Source organism: Nocardioides ultimimeridianus, assembly GCF_054777895.1.
Map to the genome: position 1 here is coordinate 144816 of NZ_BAAHAB010000020.1, position 14240 is coordinate 159055.

General features: G+C 71.7%; 16 protein-coding genes. 6 read left to right on the forward strand and 10 right to left on the reverse strand.

Translation table 11 applies throughout. From position 1 onward, the window contains the following. Positions 1 to 5: 5 nt before the first annotated feature. On the forward strand, positions 6 to 1607 hold the full coding sequence (locus ACYU8V_RS17680) for a hypothetical protein (protein ID WP_460849210.1): 1602 nt from the start codon (positions 6 to 8) through the stop codon (positions 1605 to 1607). Here ACYU8V_RS17680 and ACYU8V_RS17685 read toward each other — a convergent pair. Next, positions 1601 to 2464: a protein phosphatase 2C domain-containing protein gene (locus tag ACYU8V_RS17685; protein ID WP_460849211.1), complete on the reverse strand. Its 864-nt coding sequence runs from the start codon at positions 2462 to 2464 to the stop codon at positions 1601 to 1603. The two genes, ACYU8V_RS17680 and ACYU8V_RS17685, sit on opposite strands and share 7 nt — an antisense overlap. After that, entirely contained in the window at positions 2461 to 3159 is a 699-nt protein-coding gene (locus tag ACYU8V_RS17690; RefSeq protein WP_460849212.1) for a vWA domain-containing protein, read from the reverse strand. The genes ACYU8V_RS17685 and ACYU8V_RS17690 overlap by 4 nt, the downstream gene beginning before the upstream one ends. Positions 3160 to 3200: 41 nt before the next feature. Between ACYU8V_RS17690 and ACYU8V_RS17695 the strand changes: the two genes are divergently transcribed. Further along, positions 3201 to 4508 (forward strand): protein kinase domain-containing protein, encoded by a 1308-nt coding sequence (locus ACYU8V_RS17695; protein ID WP_460849213.1) that lies wholly within the window; start codon positions 3201 to 3203, stop codon positions 4506 to 4508. On the opposite strand, the gene ACYU8V_RS17700 is transcribed toward ACYU8V_RS17695, so the two are convergent. Further along, positions 4505 to 5473 (reverse strand): 2-hydroxyacid dehydrogenase, encoded by a 969-nt coding sequence (locus ACYU8V_RS17700; RefSeq protein WP_460849215.1) that lies wholly within the window; start codon positions 5471 to 5473, stop codon positions 4505 to 4507. The two genes, ACYU8V_RS17695 and ACYU8V_RS17700, sit on opposite strands and share 4 nt — an antisense overlap. Beyond that, positions 5474 to 6358, reverse strand: a complete 885-nt coding sequence (gene ku / locus ACYU8V_RS17705; protein ID WP_460849218.1) for a non-homologous end joining protein Ku — start codon at positions 6356 to 6358, stop codon at positions 5474 to 5476. It abuts the gene before it with no gap. Between the two features lie 30 nt (positions 6359 to 6388). On the opposite strand from ku, the gene ACYU8V_RS17710 reads away from it, so the two are divergent. Both ACYU8V_RS17710 and ligD read left to right on the forward strand, forming a co-directional pair. Next, entirely contained in the window at positions 6389 to 7258 is an 870-nt protein-coding gene (locus ACYU8V_RS17710) for an ATP-dependent DNA ligase (protein WP_460849219.1), read from the forward strand. Next, positions 7255 to 8151, forward strand: a complete 897-nt coding sequence (ligD, locus tag ACYU8V_RS17715) for a non-homologous end-joining DNA ligase (RefSeq protein ID WP_460849220.1) — start codon at positions 7255 to 7257, stop codon at positions 8149 to 8151. Before ACYU8V_RS17710 ends, ligD begins: the two co-directional genes overlap by 4 nt. A gap of 10 nt (positions 8152 to 8161) precedes the next feature. Here ligD and ACYU8V_RS17720 read toward each other — a convergent pair whose 3' ends face one another. The 5 genes from ACYU8V_RS17720 to ACYU8V_RS17740 all read right to left on the reverse strand — a co-directional run bounded on the left by ACYU8V_RS17720 (position 8162) and on the right by ACYU8V_RS17740 (position 11888). Next, on the reverse strand, positions 8162 to 10075 hold the full coding sequence (locus tag ACYU8V_RS17720; protein WP_460849221.1) for a hypothetical protein: 1914 nt from the start codon (positions 10073 to 10075) through the stop codon (positions 8162 to 8164). A gap of 154 nt (positions 10076 to 10229) precedes the next feature. Then, positions 10230 to 10556 carry a hypothetical protein gene (locus tag ACYU8V_RS17725; protein ID WP_460849222.1) on the reverse strand — a complete coding sequence of 109 codons (327 nt, stop codon included), beginning with the start codon at positions 10554 to 10556 and terminating at the stop codon, positions 10230 to 10232. Between the two features lie 34 nt (positions 10557 to 10590). Beyond that, positions 10591 to 10932, reverse strand: coding sequence for a hypothetical protein (locus tag ACYU8V_RS17730; protein ID WP_460849223.1), 342 nt, complete (start codon positions 10930 to 10932; stop codon positions 10591 to 10593). 49 nt (positions 10933 to 10981) lie between these two features. Further along, positions 10982 to 11209 (reverse strand): DUF3107 domain-containing protein, encoded by a 228-nt coding sequence (locus ACYU8V_RS17735; protein ID WP_460849224.1) that lies wholly within the window; start codon positions 11207 to 11209, stop codon positions 10982 to 10984. Between the two features lies 1 nt (position 11210). After that, a complete protein-coding gene (locus ACYU8V_RS17740) occupies positions 11211 to 11888 on the reverse strand; it encodes a TetR/AcrR family transcriptional regulator (protein ID WP_460849226.1) in 678 nt (225 codons plus the stop codon). 157 nt (positions 11889 to 12045) lie between these two features. On the opposite strand from ACYU8V_RS17740, the gene moeZ reads away from it, so the two are divergent. Together moeZ and ACYU8V_RS17750 are read left to right on the forward strand one after the other, a co-directional pair. Next, on the forward strand, positions 12046 to 13245 hold the full coding sequence (moeZ, locus tag ACYU8V_RS17745; RefSeq protein WP_460849227.1) for an adenylyltransferase/sulfurtransferase MoeZ: 1200 nt from the start codon (positions 12046 to 12048) through the stop codon (positions 13243 to 13245). Between the two features lie 164 nt (positions 13246 to 13409). Continuing rightward, entirely contained in the window at positions 13410 to 13709 is a 300-nt protein-coding gene (locus ACYU8V_RS17750) for an MGMT family protein (protein ID WP_460849228.1), read from the forward strand. A 1-nt stretch (position 13710) separates the two neighbouring features. Here ACYU8V_RS17750 and tpx read toward each other — a convergent pair whose 3' ends face one another. Then, positions 13711 to 14202, reverse strand: a complete 492-nt coding sequence (tpx, locus tag ACYU8V_RS17755; protein WP_460849230.1) for a thiol peroxidase — start codon at positions 14200 to 14202, stop codon at positions 13711 to 13713. Between the last annotated feature and the right edge of the window lie 38 nt (positions 14203 to 14240).

Here is a 14240-nt window from a genome sequence, read left to right on the forward strand (position 1 = left end):
GACTCGTGGAACTGCACCAGACGCTGAAGGACCTCGTCACGACGTACGGCGCCGGGGTGCTCGGCGACCCCGCCGGTCTGCGCGGCATGCTCGACGACGTCCTCGACGAGTCCGCGGCCTCCCCGGGCGAGATCAACCTGCTCGTCGACGCCGTGCGCTTCGATGTCCTGAGCGGGCTCACCCAGATGATCGACGGCGGTGCCGACCCGGCGCGTGCGGTCGAGGAGAGCGGTGCGCGGCTCGCACGCGAGCGTGGCGGCGACGACGCGACGTCCGGCTCCTGGGCCGCCGCCGTGCTGGGGTACGCCGTCGGGCGGGTCCCCGAGGCGGTCGTGGTGCGCTACCGGTCCCAGCGGGCGCCGAGTCCGTTCGCGCCGCCCTCCGGCCAGCCGCTGCAGAGCCCGGTGCCGCCGCCGCTGTCCCCGGTCGCCCCGATCATGTCCCCGCCCCAGGCTCCGCCGCCCCCGCCGGCGCCCGCGTTCTCGCCGGTGCCGCCGAGGAACAGCCCGGCCGGCCCTCCGCCCCCGCCGGTGCAGTCGCCCCCGGCGGCCTGGCCCACCCCCGCCGCGTCGTACGCGCCGAGCGGCCCGGGTGGCCCGGGCGCGCCCCGCAGGTCCCGCAAGGCGCTGTGGATCGGCGGTGCCCTCGCACTGTTGCTCGTCGCCGGGGGAGTGGTGGGCGTCGTCGTCGCGACCAGTGGCGGTGACTCGCCCGACAAGCCGACCGACGACCCGAGCGGCCCGGCGGACCTGAGCGCCGCCGGGATCCAGCAGCGCTACGCCGGCCTGGGCAGCAACATCTCCGCGGGCATCAGCGACTGCACCGCCCTCGACCCGGCGACCGGCGAGTCCGAGGCGGTCTCCTGCACCACCCCGAGCGGCACGCTGCAGCTGACCACCTACGAGTCGCTGGGCGCGCTGAAGAAGGAGCGGCACCAGCGGCTCGACCGCCAGCGCGGCTCGCTCACCAACAACGCCGGCACCGCGGCGTACTACTCCTACGACCCGGAGATCGACAGCAGCAGCGACACGCCCGCCCTCGTCTACTGGGACACCGAGACCGATCTGCAGTCCGCGACCCTGTCGGGCGACGACGGCGTGAAGCTGTCGGCCGTCGAGGCGCTCTTCCGCAAGACCGACGCCCCCGTGGGCCCGCCGACCGGGGTCGTGAACTCCATGCTCGACCGGTTCCTCGGCTACTGGATCGACGACGAGTCGGTGTGCAAGCCGAGCCCGATCTACGCCAAGGGCGAGACCGAGGAGCTGTACTGCAAGGTGCGCTTCCGCGGCAGCCTGATCGGCGTCTCGTTCGGCCGGTTCGCGACCCGGGCCGAGGACGTCGACTACCGCGACTACTACCAGACCCAGTACCAGGCCGCCTCGACCCGTGGCGCCGGCCCGCGCTGGGTGTTCACCGACTCGCGCGACTACCTCGAGGGCGGCGCCCGCTACACCTACGTCGAGCGCGACGGCGGCAAGGCGTACACGATCGGCTTCTGGGACTGGCACTACAGCGGCTGTGCCTGCTGGGCGACCGCCTACACCAAGGGCAGCGACACCGCGCTGGTCGACGCGTGGTGGACCAAGGCCCTCGCCGAGAGCTACTGATTGCGTACGACGAGCGCCAGCGTCGTGTCGTCCCCGCCCACCCGGGCGGGCTCGGCCAGCCAGCCGGGCAGGTGCTCGGAGACCCAGCCCAGGCCGTGCTCACGGGAGTACTCCCACAGCTGCTGACCGGTCTGCTGCCACCAGTCGCCCGACGCGCGTGACTTGCCGAAGCCGTCGGTGCACAGGAAGCCGAGGCTGATGTCCTCGACGGCCGTGTCGTAGACGGCGAGGTGCAGCGAGGCCATCGGGTCGGTCTGGCACAGCGAGTTGGTGTGCACGCCGTCGTGGAACGGGTCGTCGGGCAGCGGCCGGAAGGCCTCGCCGCGGCTGTCGACCAGGACCGCGTCGCCGTCGCCGATCTGGGCGACGACCAGCACGTCACCGCTGACCGCCAGGACCAGCAGGGTGCTGCCGTAGGGGCGCAGCGGGTCGGCGTCGGCTCCGACAGCACGCTGCTCGTCGGTGAACGGATGGCCGGCGATGTGCTCGCGGACCCGCGCCGTCCACGAGGACACGATCGCGGCGCACGCGCGGCGGACCACGTCGGCGGCCAGCTCCACCTCGGTCAGCTCGCCGAGGACCCGGCGTACCTCCTCCACGGCGGTGGCGACCGCCAGCGAGGCGCCGACGTCGCTGCGGAAGTGGGCGTGGTGCCCGTGCCCGTCGGCGACCGCGATGACCGTGCGGTCGGCGTCGGCCCAGGTGAGCACGGCGTCCTGCAGCGGCAGGCCGTCGCGGACGTGCACCGAGCCGATGGTGGTCGCGGCGGTCGGCACCCAGCGCGGCGGACGGGCCGCCCCGCGGTCGATGGTCGCCACGGCCGGCGCCCCGACGCTCTCGATCGGCCTGTCGCTCATCCCAGCGTGCTCCAGATCGGCTCGCCGCCCGGGGAGGGCGGCACGCTCGTGACGCCGCCCTGGCCCACGACCGGGCGGGAGGCCACCTTGGAGGCGGCCTTGGAGGCCCAGACGATGTACTCGACGAGCTGCTCGGGGTTGTCGGCGCGCAGCAGCGGGATGTCCTCGTCGCCGATGAAGCGGCGCAGCGCGTTCATGTCGGCGTCCCGCCCGACCCCGAGCGCCAGGCGGACCGCGGTCGCGCCCCAGCGGTTGCTCAGCAGGGTCTGCAGGCCGTCGGCGAAGGTGACGCCGGAGCTCTCGGTCGGCCGACCGTCGGAGACCAGGATGATCGCCGGCGGGAAGGCGCTCGCCGAGGCGTCGATCTCGTCGAGGGCCTTGGTCAAGGTGACGAGTGCGCTGCCGAGCTCGGTGAACCCGCGCGGGACCGCCTCGAGCCGCTCCCAGTGCACCTGGTCGACCGGCGTGGGCTCCTCGATGACCCAGCGTGGCTCGTTGGCGAACGCCAGCACCCGCACCAGCAGCTCGGCGTGCGGATTGGCCCGCGCCTCGTCGCGCAGCTGGGGGAGGACCTCGGTGATCGCGTTGTTGAGGGCCTGGATCCGCCCGCCGCGGAGCATCGAGCCCGACACATCCAGCACGAAGACGAAGTGCAGCGGCTTGCGCGTCAGCGCACCGCCCAAGCGATCACTCATGGTCACCCTCCACAGGTCCGAGGATATAGATTGTCGCGCAAATGGTTCTCGCAGAAGGCAGTGGCGTCGATCTGGGTCCGCTCGGCTACGCCTGGGTGACGCGCCTGCTCGGTCAGGGCGGCCAGGGCTACGTCTTCGAGGTCCAGCGCCAGAGCGGCGAGCCGCTGGCGCTGAAGTGGTACAAGCCGGAGAGCGCCACCCCCGAGCAGTACGACGAGATGCAGCAGCTCGTCGAGATCGGCTCCCCGCACCGGCGGTTCCTGTGGCCGCTCAGCATGGCGCGGGTCGGTGGGCAGCCGAGCTTCGGCTACGTGATGAACCTGCGCAACCAGCGCTACCTCGAGCTGAGCTACCTGCTGCTCAACGCCGATCGCGACGGCCGGCCGCTGGACGTCTCGTTCGCGGCGATCATCGAGCTGTGCCGCCAGCTGAGCTTCAGCTTCCTGCGGCTGCACGCCCGCGGGCTCTGCTACCGCGACATCTCCTTCGGCAACGTCTTCTTCGAGCCGTCGACCGGCGACGTGCTGGTCTGCGACGTCGACAACGTCGGCATCGACAACGGCTCGAGCCGGGTGCTCGGGACGCCGTACTTCATGGCGCCCGAGGTCGTCCGCGACCTGACCTACCAGACCCTGCCGAACACCGACACCGACCGGCACTCGCTGGCGGTGCTGCTGTTCTACGCGCTCTTCCTCGGGCACCCGCTCGAGGGCGCGCGGACCGACGCCGGCATGCGCGACGCCCAGTGGCTGATGACCCACTTCGGGACCGACCCGCTGTTCTGCCTGCACCCCGAGCGCACCGAGAACGCGCCGGCCGAGATCGTCCAGCGCTATTGGCGGATCTACCCGCAGTTCGTGCGTGACCTGTTCGTGCAGGCGTTCGTGGACGGCCTGGACCGGCCGGCCGTGCGGGTCACCGAGGGACAGTGGATCCGCGCGCTGGACCGGCTCCGCGACGGCATGCTCCCCTGCCCGGCCTGCGGTACGACGAACTTCTGGACACCCGGCCCCGACCCGGTGGCCTGCTGGCAGTGCGATGCGCCCCTCGCGCCGGCGTACGTGATGGAGATCGGGCGCCGGGTGGTCGCGGTCGGCGACCGGACGACCCTCCGCGCCGACCACCTCACCTCGGGCGTCGACAACCCGGTGATCATCGGCGAGGTGCTCCGGCACCCCCAGGCGCCGGACCGCTGGGGGCTGCACAACACCTCGGACTTCTCCTGGCCGGTGGCCTACCCGGGCGGGCAGAGCTTCCTGCTGCAGCCCGGCAGCACCCTGGAGCTGGTCGAGGGCACGCGACTGCAGCTGCGCGACGCAGTGCTGTCCGTACGTCGCGGCCCGGCCTAGACGACCGGCGTCGGCGGCTCGCGCCCGTCCAGCACGGCCGCGACGTTGGCCACCGCGAGGCGGGCCATGGCCTCCCGGGTGGCGCCGGCGGCGCTGCCGATGTGGGGGACGAGCACGACGTTCTCCAGGTCCACCAGCCCGGGGCTCACGGCAGGCTCGTGCTCGAACACGTCGAGCCCGGCGGCGCCGAGGGCGCCGCTGCGCAGCGCCTCGACCAGCGCGGCCTCGTCGACGACGGGGCCGCGGGAGGTGTTGACCAGGATGCCGTCCGGGCCGATCAGGGCGAGCTCGCGGGCGCCGATCAGGTGCCGGGTCTCGGTGGTGAGCGGGCAGTGCAGGCTCACCACGTCCGCGGCGCGCAGCAGGTCATCCAGCGGCATCAGCTCGATGCCGAGCTCGGCGGCCTCGGCGGCGTGGGAGCGGGTCGGGGTCGCGATCACGCGCATGTCGAAGGCGAGCGCGCGCCGCGCGACGGCCAGGCCGATCCGGCCCAGGCCGACGATGCCGAGGGTGGCGCCGGCGCTGAGGTCGAGGCCGGCGAAGAAGGTCGGGCTCCACTCCCAGCGCCGTCCGGCCCGGATGAACCGGTCGCCCTCGGCGACCCGCCGGGCCGTGGCCAGGACCAGCGCCATGGTGAGGTCGGCGGTCGCCCCGTCGAGCGTGCCGGGCGTGTTGGTGATGCGGACGCCGCGGGCCCGTGCCGCCTCGAGGTCGATGTTGTCGAAGCCCACCGCGTAGTTGGCCACCACCTTCAGCTGCGGCCCCGCGGCGTCGAGCAGCTCGGCGTCGACCCGGTCGGTCAGCCGGGCGATGACGGCGTCGCAGCCGGCGATGTCACGCAGCACCTGGTCGCGCGGGGTGTCGGGGCGCTCGGCCATGGTGGCGTCCCACGGCAGCGCGCGGATCTCGTCGGGCACGGCTCCCGGTGGCGGGAAGGTCACGTGCACGCGCGGGCGATCGCCCACTCAGCCGGCCTTCTTCTTGGCCGGCGCCTTCTTGGCGGCCTTCTTCGCCGCGGTCTTCTTGGCGGGCGCCTTCTTCGCGGGCTTCGCGGGCGCCTCGCCGCGCGCGGTCTTGGCCGCCTCGACCGAGCGCTGCAGCGCGGCGAGCAGGTCGACGACCTCGCCACCGGTCTTGGTCGAGGTGGCGGTCCGCTGGACCTCGCCGCCCTCGATCTTCGCCTTCACGACCGCCTGGACCGCCTCCGCGTAGTGGTCCTCGAACTCCTCGGGGTCGAAGTCGCCCGACAGCGTCTCGACCAGCGTGCTCGCCATCTTCCGCTCGGCCGGCTTCACCTCGCCGGTGTCGATGGTGAAGTCGGGGACCCGGATCTCGTCGGGCCACAGCAGCGTCTGCAGCACGATCACCGGCTCGCCCTTCGGCACCTGGTGCACGCGCAGCAGCGCGATCGTGCTCCGCTGGCGCAGCGCCACGGTCACCACCGCGACCCGGCCGGCCTCCATCAGCGCCTCGCGCAGCAGCGCGTAGGGCTTGGCGCCGGTCGACTCGGGCTCGAGGTAGTAGGCCTTCTCGAACATCATCGGGTCGACCTGCTCGGCGGGCACGAACTTCTCCACCGCGATCTCGCGGGAGGCCACCAGCGGCAGGTCGCGCAGGTCGTCGTCGGTGAGGACGACCATCTCGCCGTCCTCGGTCTCATAGCCCTTGGCGATCTCGGAGTAGGGCACCTCCTCGCCGTCGACCGAGCAGATGCGCTGGTAGCGGATCCGGCCGCCGTCCTTCTCGTGCACCTGACGGAAGGACACGTCGTGGCTCTCGGTGGCCGAGTAGAGCTTCACGGGCACGCTGACCAGCCCGAACGAGACCGCGCCCTTCCAGATCGCACGCATGTCCTCACGGTATCCGACAGGATGGACAGCATGCCGTTCGTTCGACCCATGCTCGCCACGAAGGGGGACCGGGTGCCTGCGGGCGCTGACTGGGTGCACGAGGTCAAGTGGGACGGCATCCGCGCCATCGTGACCGTCACCCCCGGCGAGGTGCGTGCGTTCACCCGCAACGCCAACGAGGTCCCCGTGCCGCACCTGGCCGATCTCGGCGCGCTCGGGCACGCGATGACCCTGGACGCCGAGCTGGTCAACCTGGGCGAGCGCGGCCCCGGTGCCGCCCGGCAGGGCCGCCTCTTCGTCTTCGACCTGCTCACCCTCGACGGCGAGGACCTGATGCCGCTGCCGTGGTCCGAGCGCCGTGCCCGGCTGGACGCGCTGCACCTCGGCGACGAGGAGTGGGTCGTGCCTCCGACGTACGACGACGGGGAGATGCTGCTCGCCGCGACCCGTGACCAGGGGTTGGAGGGCATCGTGTCGAAGCTGCGCTCGGCGCCGTACCGGCCGGGCGTGCGCAGCCGCGACTGGCTGAAGTTCCCGCACCGGCCCCGCGAGTCGTACGTCGTCGGGGGCTGGCGTCCCGAGAAGGACACCACCGGCAACCGGCTGGGCGCGATCCTGGTCGGCAGGCCGACCGAGGGCGGGCTCGCGTTCCTGGGCCGGGTCGGGTCCGGGCTGGCAGGGAAGGCGGGCGCGCGGCTCGCCGAGCAGCTGGCCGGACTGGCCAGACCGACGAGCCCGTTCGTGGAGGCGCTGCCGAGGGCCGACACGCTCGGCACCACCTGGGTCGAGCCACGGATCGTGGTCGACATCGAGTCGCTCGGGATCGGCTCCCAGGGCCGGCTGCGGCAGCCGTCGTACCAGGGCGTCCGGATCGACCTGACCCCGGAGGACCTGCGATGACCGAGACCTGGGTGGACGTCGAGGGGCGTCACCTCAAGCTCACCAACCTGGCGAAGGTGTTGTACCCCGACACCGGCTTCACCAAGGGCGAGGTGCTCGACTACTACGCCCGGGTGGCGCCGGCGCTGCTGCCGCGGCTGGCGGCGCGGCCGGTGACGCGGATCCGCTGGCCGCACGGGGTCGGTCGGGAGAGCTTCTTCGAGAAGAACAAGCCGCGCGGCACCCCGTCCTGGATCCGTACGGCGACGGTGCCGACGACCGGCTCGCGCGCGCAGGCCCGCGGCAGCGACACCATCGAGTTCCCGATCATCGAGTCGCTGCCGGCGCTGATGTGGGCGGCGAACCTGGCCGCGCTGGAGCTGCACGTCCACCAGTGGACGGTCTCGGACGCGGGCGAGCCGCTGGGCGCCGATCGGATCGTGATCGACCTCGACCCGGGCGAGCCCGCCGGCCTGCACGAGTGCTGCCAGGTGGCCCTGCTGGCGCGCGACCTGCTGGCCGAGCGCGACCTCGACGTACTCCCCGTCACCAGCGGCAGCAAGGGCCTGCACCTCTACGCGCCGCTGGCCTCGCCGATCCCCCCGGACGACGCGACCGCGCTGGCCAAGGAGCTCGCGGAGGGACTCGAGACCGCGCACCCCAAGCTGGTCACCGCCACCATGACCAAGTCCCGCCGGCACGGCAAGGTGTTCCTGGACTGGTCGCAGAACTCCGGCTCCAAGACCACCGTCGCGCCCTACTCCCTGCGCGCCACGCCCCGCCCCCAGGTCGCGACGCCCGTCACCTGGGACGAGGTCGGCGCGGGCGCCGAGGACCCCTTGGGCCTGGAGCAGTTCTCGCCCGCCCAGGTCCTCGAGCGGATCGAGGACCTGGGCGACCTGATGACGAGCTGACCTGCTCGATCTACTTGACGACGGCGGTGAGCCCGCTCATCGCCGACCCGGTCTGGTACCCGGGCACCGTCACGAAGGCGATGACCTCGATCCGGGTGCCCTTCACCGAGGCGGGGACCTTCAGCGTAGTGGAGGTCGTCGGGCGGCCGATGGCGCCGCCGTACTGACCCCCGTTGAACGCCCACTGGTACTTCACGACGGCGCCGGCGGGCAGGCCCGTGATGTGTGCGGTCAGGATGCTGCCGACCTTCGCCGTGCCGGTGATGGTGGGCTTGTTCGGCACCTTGTAGACCGGCTTGGTGACCGGGCCGACGTACGCCGAGGTGACCGTCGACGGGGCTCGGCCGGAGGCCGTCCCGGTGACCGCGACCTTGATCTTCTTGCCCGCGTCAGCGGCCTTGGGCGTGTACGACGCCGCCGTGCCGACCTTCGTCGTGCCGGCGTACCAGGCGTAGGTGAGGGCCGCACCGGACTGCCACGAGCCGGTGGTCGTGATCGTCAGCTTCCTGCCGACCTGCGGGCTGCCGGTGACGGCGACCTTCGACGGCTTGGCGGTCGCCAGGAGCGGGACATCGACCGCGCTGGTCGCCGCCGCCGCACCGGTGAAGAAGCCGTTGCCCTGGGTCACGGCGAACGTGTAGCTGTGGCCGCGGACCAGGCCGCTCACGTCCACCGTCGCGGCGGTGCCGTCGAGGTAGCCGTCAACGCCGTCGAACGTGGTCGTGACCGTCTTGAAGGGGGTGCCGGTGGCGGTGTCGATGGCCGTCACGCTCGCCGAGGTGATCGTGGTGCCGCCGTTCTCGGCGGCGTCCCAGGCCACGGTCGCGGTGGTGCCGCTGAGCGTGGCGGTGGGGGTCGGGGCCGACGGGGCGACGACCTGGATCAGGGCGGGGGCACCGGCGAGGTCGTTGTCCGAGGACAGCAGCAGGTAGTCCGCGTCGGCGGTGGTGATGAAGTTCTGCGGTGCGCCGCTGCTCGTGGTCAGCACCGGAGCAGGAGCATCCGGCGTGTAGGTGGTGTCGGCCGGATCGACGACGCTGATCCCGCCCCATGCGCCGAGCCACAGGTCGCTGCCGACCACGCCGACCTGGGTCCAGCCGGTGGGGACGGCGCCGGTCGCCTGGAGGGTGTCCGCGGCCGGGTCGCCCGGGTGGACGCTCGCGACCTGGGTCTCACTGTCATCGATGCCCGACCCGGCGATGTACACGGTGCCGTCGGAGCCGATCGTCATCCCCATCGCCCCGCCGAGGCCGGCCGGGAGGTCGATCGGCGCACCGTCGGGCTGGTCGAGGTTCCACAGCTGTCGGGTCACAGAGTCGCCGATGTCGTCGACGACGGCGAACGCGGTGCCGGACGTGGGGTCGGTGGTGATGATGGAGGAGGCCGTGTAGACGTGGCCGTCGGTGCACACCGGTGCGCTCTCGATCGCGGCTGTGTCGGCCGCGGCCCAGGTCCAGGTCGCCAGGCAGTTGCCGGCCGTGCCGAGGGCGACGAAGCCATCGACGGTCGTCGTCACGCCGCTGATGGAGATGCCCGCGTCCGTGCCGTCGGGGAGGGTGATCGCCGTTGCCTGGCCACCGCTCACGGTCCACACCTCGTTGCTGTTGGCCGCGATCGCGACCGTGTCGCCGTTCGCGACCGGAGTGCCGACGGCGTACGACGCCGGGAACGTCACGGGCGACCCTGCGAGCCCGGTGCTCAGGTCGACCGGGGTGACGGAGAGGCCGTCAGGGCCGCCGCCGGCGACGACGTACGCCGTCGATCCATCGCTGGAGACGGCCATCCCCGCCGTCTGGGTACCGGCGGTGCCGACCGGGGTGCTCCAGGTCGCGGGCGTGGCCAGCGCGGGCGTGGCCACCCCGATGACGGTGGAGGCCACGGCGGCGGCAGCGATGCCGGCCCCGAGAGACGTGCGAATCTTCACGAGAAGCCTTTCGAAGGAAGGTGAGGTCCGAGGGTCGCACGAATGCGGCATCGACGATGCGGAATAGCGAGAACGTCCGCCCGAAGGGCCTGATCGGAAGAAATGCCGGCGACCTGAGGGTCCGCGGCGGCAGGTCCCGGTGTGTTGCCGGAGCTCAGGCCGGGCCGTGGCCGCGGTGCTCGCGCTGGGCGCGACGCTGCTGCAGGCGCTCCTGGGCGGCCGCGAGGTAGGCGAGGCACGGCGCCTCGGTCCCGCGGTGCCGCTCCTCCAGGTGCAGGATCCAGCGGTCCATGGCCGCCATGTAGCCGTTGTCCTCGCCGGGGCGGTACGCCGACCACTGCCGGCGACCCTTCACCTCGCACTCGGTGCAGGTGATCTTGTAGACGAACCGCTCGTCAGCGCCCAGGTCGATCCGCACCCGCGCCAGCGGGCCGGCCTCGACGCCGGCCTTCCTCTCGCGCGCGGATCGGCTGGCAACCATGGGGCACTCCTGTCGGTACGGCGGGGGGGACGGGTCAGTCCCGGCGGCGCATCCCGTAGACGTCGTACTCCGCGACCGGGTGGGCCGAGGCGAGCGCCTCGTGCGAGCTGCCGCCGTCGATCTCGTCGAGCGTGGCGTCGACGAGCAGCTGCAGCTCGGGGGAGGGGTTCGAGACGCGCTGCGGCGACGACTCGATCTTCCAGCCGCGGTGCCCGAGGTCGTTGAACAGGCTGACCAGGGTGGTGTTCTTCTCGGCCACGAAGCCCTCGAACCCGTCCCCGGCCTCGATCAGGTAGACCGGCCGCGTGACCGCGAGCGCAGCGGTGTCGTAGAGCGGCACCCACAGGCGCGCGTACTCGTACGACCGATTGCTCATGCTTCCACTGTAGTGCGACGCGGTGTCCGCCGCGCGCAGTTGCGGAGCGTCAGCTCCGGAAGCCGACCTGCCCGGCCACGCTGCGGCCGATCTCGACGTAGGCGAGCTTCGCGGTGGGGACGAGGGTGACCTTGCCCTTGGCGTCGGTGAGCGAGAAGACGCCGTCGGAGTCGATCGCCGTCTTGAGCGCCGCGGCGATCGCCTCGTTGGTCTCCTCGGTCTCGACGACCAGCTCGCGGGCGACGTTCTGGACGCCGATCTTGACCTCGACGGTCATGTCATCTCTCCTCGGTTGGTGCAGAACTTGAGTCGGTGGTGTGGTCGCCGTGCTCGAGCGGGTAGCCGCCGATGCCGCGCCACAGCAGTGCGGACACCAGTGCGACCGCCTGATCGCGGCTGATCCCTGCGCTGTCGGAGAGCCAGAACCGCGAGCTCACCTGCGCCATTCCCACCAGCGATGCGGCGAGCAGGCGGGCCGCGGGTGCGGGCAGTGCGGTGTCCTCCTGGATGACCGCTGCCACGGCGTCGGCGCACTCGATGGTGACGCGCTCCAGGTGCTCGCGCACGGCCGGGTCGTTGGTCAGGTCGGACTCGAAGACCAGGCGGAAGGCGCCGGTGTCGTGCTCGACGTAGGCGTAGAAGGCGTCGACGGTGGCGCGTACGCGCTGCTCGTTGTCCTGGGTGGAGGCCAGCGCGGTGCGGCAGTTGTCGATGATCGCGTCGCAGGAGGTGTCGAGCAGCGCGAGGTAGAGCTCGAACTTGCCGGGGAAGTGCTGGTAGAGCACCGGCTTGGAGACGCCCGCGCGCTCGGCGATGTCGTCCATGGCGGCGGCGTGGTAGCCGTTGGCGACGAACACCTCGAGCGCGGCCGCCATCAGCTGCTCACGGCGCTCGCGCCGCGGCAGGCGCACGGCACGTGACCGGCCCGCCTCGACGTCGTACGACTCCCTGACCACGTCCGAACCCTACTCGCCACCGCACCACGTCCGGATGACGGGATGGACCGACTTGTCGTGTCGCCCCCGCCTGCCACCATGGACAGGTCGGGAACACGCCGCTGCCGCAGGGCGTTGACGCCCGTGACAACCGAGAGTCCCCGAGCAGGAGAACACCGTGAGCTTCCCCCCGCTGGTCGAGCCGGCCGCCGAGCTGACCATCGACGAGGTACGTCGCTACAGCCGCCACCTGATCATCCCCGACGTCGGCATGGCCGGCCAGAAGCGGCTGAAGAACGCCCGGGTGCTCGTGATCGGCGCCGGTGGTCTCGGCAGCCCCGCGCTGCTCTACCTGGCCGCCGCGGGCGTCGGCACGCTCGGCATCGTGGAGTTCGACGAGGTCGACGAGTCGAACCTGCAGCGCCAGGTCATCCACGGCCAGTCCGACATCGGCCGCCCGAAGGCCGAGTCGGCCAAGGAGTCGGTCGCGGAGATCAACCCGCTGGTCAACGTCATCGTGCACAACACGCGCCTCGACAACGACAACGTCAAGGAGATCTTCTCCGGCTACGACCTGATCGTCGACGGCACCGACAACTTCGCGACGCGCTACATGGTCAACGATGCGGCGTACTTCCTGGGCATCCCGTACGTCTGGGGCTCGATCTACCGCTTCGACGGCCAGGCCAGCGTGTTCGCGCCCAAGCAGGTCGAGGGCGCTCCCTGCTACCGCTGCCTCTACCCCGAGCCGCCGCCGCCGGGCATGGTCCCCTCGTGCGCCGAGGGCGGCGTGCTGGGCGTGCTCTGCGCCTCGATCGGCTCGATCCAGGTCAACGAGGCCATCAAGGTGCTCACCGGCATCGGCGAGCCGCTCGTCGGCAAGCTGATGATCTACGACGCGCTGGAGATGGAGTACCGCAAGCTGAAGGTCCGCAAGGACCCCAACTGCGCGCTGTGCGGCGAGAACCCGACCGTCACCGACCTCATCGACTACGACTTCTTCTGCGGCGCGGTCTCCGAGGAGGCTGCCGACGCTGCCGCCGACTCGACGATCTCGGTCGTGCAGCTCGAGCACATGCTCAAGGAGCGCGAGGAGGGCACCCGCGACTTCGTCCTCATCGACGTGCGCGAGCCCAACGAGTACGAGATCAACCAGATCCCCGGCTCGGTCCTCATCCCCAAGGGCGAGTTCCTCAACGGCAACGCCCTCGAGCAGCTGCCGCAGGACAAGCAGATCGTGCTGCACTGCAAGTCGGGCGTGCGCTCGGCCGAGTGCCTCGCGGTGGTCAAGGGTGCGGGCTACGACAACGCCGTGCACGTCGGCGGCGGCGTGGTCGCCTGGGTCAACCAGATCGACCCGAGCCAGCCGGCGTACTGAGGGCGTAACACCCGCGCGCGAGTCTCGTTGGGAAGGGCAGAGCGCGGTCCGTCGTGGGGGCGGCCGCGTGAAACTTCGAAGCGTGCATCGCCGACGAGGGAGCAAAGCAGAGGGTCTCACCGTTCGCGGTGGGGCCCTCTCGCGTTCTCGGGTAGAACAGTCCCGTGCAGGAGGAGTACGTCGAGCGGGTGCTCGAGCTCGTGGAGCGGATCCCGCCCGGCCGGGTCACGACGTACGGCGCGCTCGCCGACGCCGTCGGTGGCGGGCCGCGTCAGATCGGCTCGGTGATGGCACTCCACGGAGCTCCGGTGCCGTGGTGGCGGGTGATCCGCGCCGACGGCTCGCTCCCGCCGAGCCACGGGGAGCGCGCACGGGCGCACTACGAAGAAGAACGCACGCCGACCCTCCCGTCCGGGAAGGTCGACGTGCGTTCGGCGTTCTGGAGTCCGCTCGAGGCGGGGTAGGTCAGCCGAGCGACGCCACGGCGGCGTCGTAGTCAGGCTCCTGGGCGATCTCGGGGACCAGCTGGGAGTGGATGACCTTGCCGTTCTCGTCGACCACGACGATCGAGCGGGCGAGCAGGCCCTCGAACTTGCCGTCGGTCAGGGCGACGCCGTAGTCCTCGCCGAAGCTGGAGCGGAAGCCGGACGCCGCGACGACGTTCTCGATGCCCTCGGCGCCGCAGAAGCGGGCCTGGGCGAAGGGCAGGTCGTTCGAGACGCACACGACGGTGGTGTTCTCCAGGCCCGAGGCGAGCTCGTTGAACTTGCGCACCGAGGCCGCACACACGCCGGTGTCGACGCTGGGGAAGATGTTGAGCACGGTGCGGTGGCCCGGGGTGAGGGTCACGGTCGAGAAGTCCGAGCCGGTCAGCTGGAAGGTCGGGGCGTCGGCGCCGACCGCGGGAAGGTCGCCGTTGGTGTGGACGGGGTTGCCGCCGAGTGCAGTGGTAGCCATGGTCCTTTCCTAGCAGGTAGCAGAAGGGCCGCCTCCGC

What these genes read in the sequence shown, in the direction of transcription:
- ACYU8V_RS17685 (WP_460849211.1), bottom strand. Translation starts at nt 2,464, where the DNA reads ATGAGCGACAGGCCGATCGAGAGCGTCGGGGCGCCGGCCGTGGCGACC.
- ACYU8V_RS17725 (WP_460849222.1), bottom strand. Translation starts at nt 10,556, where the DNA reads ATGGTTGCCAGCCGATCCGCGCGCGAGAGGAAGGCCGGCGTCGAGGCC.
- ACYU8V_RS17710 (WP_460849219.1), top strand. Translation starts at nt 6,389, where the DNA reads ATGCCGTTCGTTCGACCCATGCTCGCCACGAAGGGGGACCGGGTGCCT.
- ACYU8V_RS17695 (WP_460849213.1), top strand. Translation starts at nt 3,201, where the DNA reads ATGGTTCTCGCAGAAGGCAGTGGCGTCGATCTGGGTCCGCTCGGCTAC.
- ku (WP_460849218.1), bottom strand. Translation starts at nt 6,358, where the DNA reads ATGCGTGCGATCTGGAAGGGCGCGGTCTCGTTCGGGCTGGTCAGCGTG.
- ACYU8V_RS17730 (WP_460849223.1), bottom strand. Translation starts at nt 10,932, where the DNA reads ATGAGCAATCGGTCGTACGAGTACGCGCGCCTGTGGGTGCCGCTCTAC.
- ACYU8V_RS17690 (WP_460849212.1), bottom strand. Translation starts at nt 3,159, where the DNA reads ATGAGTGATCGCTTGGGCGGTGCGCTGACGCGCAAGCCGCTGCACTTC.
- tpx (WP_460849230.1), bottom strand. Translation starts at nt 14,202, where the DNA reads ATGGCTACCACTGCACTCGGCGGCAACCCCGTCCACACCAACGGCGAC.
- ligD (WP_460849220.1), top strand. Translation starts at nt 7,255, where the DNA reads ATGACCGAGACCTGGGTGGACGTCGAGGGGCGTCACCTCAAGCTCACC.
- ACYU8V_RS17735 (WP_460849224.1), bottom strand. Translation starts at nt 11,209, where the DNA reads ATGACCGTCGAGGTCAAGATCGGCGTCCAGAACGTCGCCCGCGAGCTG.